Origin of the sequence: Pedococcus sp. (genome assembly GCF_036554925.1) — a bacterium.
Classification (GTDB): domain Bacteria; phylum Actinomycetota; class Actinomycetes; order Actinomycetales; family Dermatophilaceae; genus Pedococcus_A.
Genome location: NZ_DATBMI010000147.1, coordinates 1 through 3,690, shown reverse-complemented (window position 1 = coordinate 3,690; position 3,690 = coordinate 1). Strand labels below are relative to the sequence as shown.

4 protein-coding genes are annotated in these 3,690 nt (G+C 72.6%); all 4 read left to right on the top strand.

The features are described from left to right. Nucleotides 1-732, top strand: a 732-nt coding sequence (locus tag VIB11_RS11965) for a tripartite tricarboxylate transporter permease (RefSeq protein ID WP_332031454.1), incomplete at its 5' end; no start/stop codon positions are given. Continuing rightward, nucleotides 729-1,121: a universal stress protein gene (locus VIB11_RS11960; RefSeq protein ID WP_332031453.1), complete on the top strand. Its 393-nt coding sequence runs from the start codon at nucleotides 729-731 to the stop codon at nucleotides 1,119-1,121. The genes VIB11_RS11965 and VIB11_RS11960, both read left to right, overlap by 4 nt. A gap of 106 nt (nucleotides 1,122-1,227) precedes the next feature. Continuing rightward, nucleotides 1,228-2,796, top strand: a complete 1,569-nt coding sequence (hutH, locus tag VIB11_RS11955) for a histidine ammonia-lyase (RefSeq protein WP_414695823.1) — start codon at nucleotides 1,228-1,230, stop codon at nucleotides 2,794-2,796. A 79-nt stretch (nucleotides 2,797-2,875) separates the two neighbouring features. Further along, on the top strand, nucleotides 2,876-3,690 hold an 815-nt coding region (gene hutU, locus VIB11_RS11950), incomplete at its 3' end, for a urocanate hydratase (protein ID WP_332031451.1).

Below are 3,690 nucleotides of genomic sequence, written 5' to 3'. Positions count from 1 at the left end.
GCCGAGATGCCGACCTTCCTCTCCTACCTGACCGAGAAGAGGCTCTCGAGGCACCCGGAGGAGTTCGGCCGGGGCGCGATCGAGGGCGTCGCCGGGCCGGAGGCGGCCAACAACGCCTCGGCGGCCGGCACGCTGGTGCCGCTGCTCGCCCTCGGCCTGCCGACCAACGCCACCGCGGCCATCATGCTGGCCGCGCTGCAGGGCTACGGCATGGAGCCCGGCCCGCTGCTGCTGGAGAAGCAGCCGGCCCTGGTGTGGGCCCTCATCGCCAGCCTCTTCATCGGCAACACCATGCTGCTGGTGCTCAACCTCCCGCTCGCCCCGGCATGGGCCAAGCTGCTGCAGATCCCGCGGCCCTACCTGTATGCCGGGATCCTCTTCTTCGCGTCCATGGGCGCCTACGCGGTCAACGCGCAGCCGTTCGACCTCTTCCTCCTCCTGGTGCTGGGCCTGCTCGGGTTCGCGATGCGGCGCTTCGGTCTCCCGGTGCTGCCGCTCATCGTCGGGGTGATCCTCGGGCCGCTCGCGGAGAAGCAGGCGCGGCGCTCGCTGCAGCTGTCGGGCGGCGACCCGTCGGGGCTCATCGGAGGGCCGGTGGCCTGGGTCTGCTACGCGATCATCGCCGTCGTGCTGCTCTGGCCGCTCATCTCCAGGCTGGTGCGCAGGAACCGCGACAGTGACCGGGATGACCGGAATGGCCGGGATGACCACGACAGGGAGGTGGTGGCATGACCGTCCTCGTGGGCTACGTGCCGAACGCGTTCGGGGAGGCCGCGCTCACCGCGGCCGTCGACGAGGCCAGGCGTCGCGGGGAGCGGCTGCTGGTGGTCAACATGTCGCGCGACGACGTGCTCGTCGACGCACGGCGGGCCGGCGAGGAGCAGCTGGCCCGGGTCGGCCGCGACCTCGCGGAGCTCGGGGCGCGCTTCGAGGTCCGCCAGATCGAACGGGGCAACGATGCGGCCGAGGTGATCCTGGCGCTGGCCACCGAGGAGTCCGCCTCGGTCGTCGTCATCGGGATCCGGCACCGGTCCCCGGTGGGCAAGCTGCTCCTCGGCTCGGTGGCACAGCGGATCCTGCTCGACGCCCCGTGCCCGGTGCTCGCGGTGAAGGCCGCCTGACGCCGCTGCCAACGCCCCGGCCACCGTCCCTGCCCAGCCGTCCCGTCTCGCATCCGAGACATAATCCGCCCGCCGCTCCTCCCCGGGAGGTGCGGCGGGCGGTGCAATGGTGGGTATGAGCACCAGCACCGCCACGCAGCAGGTAACCGTCGGCACCGGCCCGGTCTCCTTCGACGACGTGGTCGCCGTCGCGCGCCACGACGCCGCCGTCCGCATCTCCGAGGAGTCGCTGGCCGAGGTGCGCCGGAGCCGGGCCGTCATCGATGCCCTCGCCGACGACGACGAGCCGCACTACGGCGTCTCGACCGGTTTCGGGGCGCTGGCGACCCGGCACATCCCGGTCGACCGCCGCGCCCAGCTCCAGCGGAGCCTGGTGCGCTCGCACGCCGCCGGCTCCGGGCCCGAGGTGGAGCGCGAGGTCATCCGGGCGCTGATGCTGCTGCGCGTCTCGACCCTCGCGACCGGCCGCACCGGCATCCGCGAGGAGACGCTCCAGACCTACGTCGCCATGCTCAACGCCGGCATCACCCCGGTCGTCCACGAGTACGGCTCGCTCGGCTGCTCCGGCGACCTCGCGCCGCTCTCCCACTGCGCCCTCGCGCTCATGGGGGAGGGCGTCGTCCGGGATGCCGCCGACGAGCGGATGCCCACGGCCGAGGCCTTCGCGGCGGCCGGCATCACGCCCGTCGAGCTGCGTGAGAAGGAGGGACTCGCCCTCATCAACGGCACCGACGGCATGCTCGGCCAGCTCGTCCTCGCCATCACGGACCTGCGCCGGCTGCTCCGGGTCGCCGACCTGACTGCGGCCATGAGCGTCGAGGCCCAGCTCGGCACCGACGACGTCTTCGCCGCGGACCTGCACGACCTCCGTCCGCAGCCGGGCCAGGGGCTCTCGGCCTCGAACCTGCGCCGGCTCATGCAGGGCAGCGAGATCCGCGAGAGCCACCGCACCGACGCCTGCACCAGGGTCCAGGACGCCTACTCCCTGCGCTGCTCGCCGCAGGTGGCGGGCGCCGTGCGTGACACCGTGGCGTATGCCGCGCAGGTGGCCGGTTTCGAGCTCGCCTCCGCGGTCGACAACCCGGTCGTCACGAAGGACGGCCGCGTGGAGTCCAACGGCAACTTCCACGGCGCACCGGTCGCCTACGTCCTCGACTTCCTCGCGATCGTCGCCGCCGACCTCGCCTCGATCTCGGAGCGCCGCACGGACCGCTTCCTCGACGTGAGCCGCAGCCACGGGCTGGGTGCCTTCCTGGCCCACGACCCGGGGGTCGACTCCGGGCACATGATCGCTCAGTACACCCAGGCAGCGATCGTCTCCGAGATGAAGCGGCTCGCAGCCCCGGCGTCGGTCGACTCGATCCCGAGCTCGGCGATGCAGGAGGACCACGTCTCGATGGGCTGGTCCGCCGCCCGCAAGCTGCGGCGCTCCGTCGACGGCCTCACCCGGGTCCTGGCAATCGAGCTGCTGACGGCGGCCCGCGCCCTCGACCTGCGCGCTCCGCTGCGGCCGGCTCCCGCCACTGCTGCGGTGCTCGCTGCCCTCCGGGCATCGGGCGCCCAGGCGCCCGGGCCCGACCGCTTCCTCGCCCCCGAGATCGAGACGGCGGTCCAGCTCGTCGCCTCAGGCGCGGCCGTGACCGCCGCCGAGTCCGTCACCGGCCCGCTCGACTGAGCCGCCCGGCATACCCACTGCGCTCCTGAACGCCTCGAACGACTGACCTCTGGAACGACAAGCCCTGAAGGAGAACGACATGGAAGGCGCCCGCCCCGTCCGCGCCCCGCGCGGCACGAAGCTCACCGCAACCCACTGGGGTGCCGAGGCACCGCTGCGGATGCTCATGAACAACCTCGACCCCGAGGTGGCCGAGCGCCCCGACGACCTCGTGGTCTACGGCGGCACCGGCCGGGCGGCGCGCGACTGGAAGTCCTTCGACGCCATGGTGCGCACCCTCACCACGCTCAAGCCCGACGAGACGATGCTCGTGCAGTCGGGGCGCCCAGTCGGCGTGATGCAGACGCACGAGTGGGCTCCGCGGGTCCTCATCGCCAACTCCAACCTGGTGGGCGACTGGGCCACGTGGCCGGAGTTCCGCCGGCTGGAGCACCTCGGCCTGACCATGTACGGCCAGATGACCGCCGGCTCGTGGATCTACATCGGCACGCAGGGGATCGTGCAGGGGACCTACGAGACCTTCGCCGCGGTGGCGGAGAAGCGCTTCGGCGGCACGCTCGCCGGGACGCTGACCCTCACCGGCGGGTGCGGCGGCATGGGCGGCGCCCAGCCCCTCGCCGTGACCCTCAACGAGGGCGTCTGCCTCATCGTCGACGTCGACCCGGCCCGCCTGCACCGCCGGGTCGAGCACCGCTACCTCGACGAGGTCGCCTCCTCGCTCGACGAGGCGGTCGAGAAGGCCCTGAAGGCCAAGGAGGAGAAGCGCGCCTGGTCGATCGGCGTCGTCGGCAACGCCGCCACCGTCTTCCCGGAGCTGCTGCGCCGCGGGGTCCCGATCGACATCGTGACCGACCAGACCAGCGCCCACGACCCGCTGTCCTACCTGCCCGAGGG

Coding starts and splice junctions, on each gene's coding strand:
- VIB11_RS11960 (WP_332031453.1), top strand. CDS start 729: ATGACCGTCCTCGTGGGCTACGTGCCGAACGCGTTCGGGGAGGCCGCG.
- hutH (WP_414695823.1), top strand. CDS start 1,228: ATGGTGGGTATGAGCACCAGCACCGCCACGCAGCAGGTAACCGTCGGC.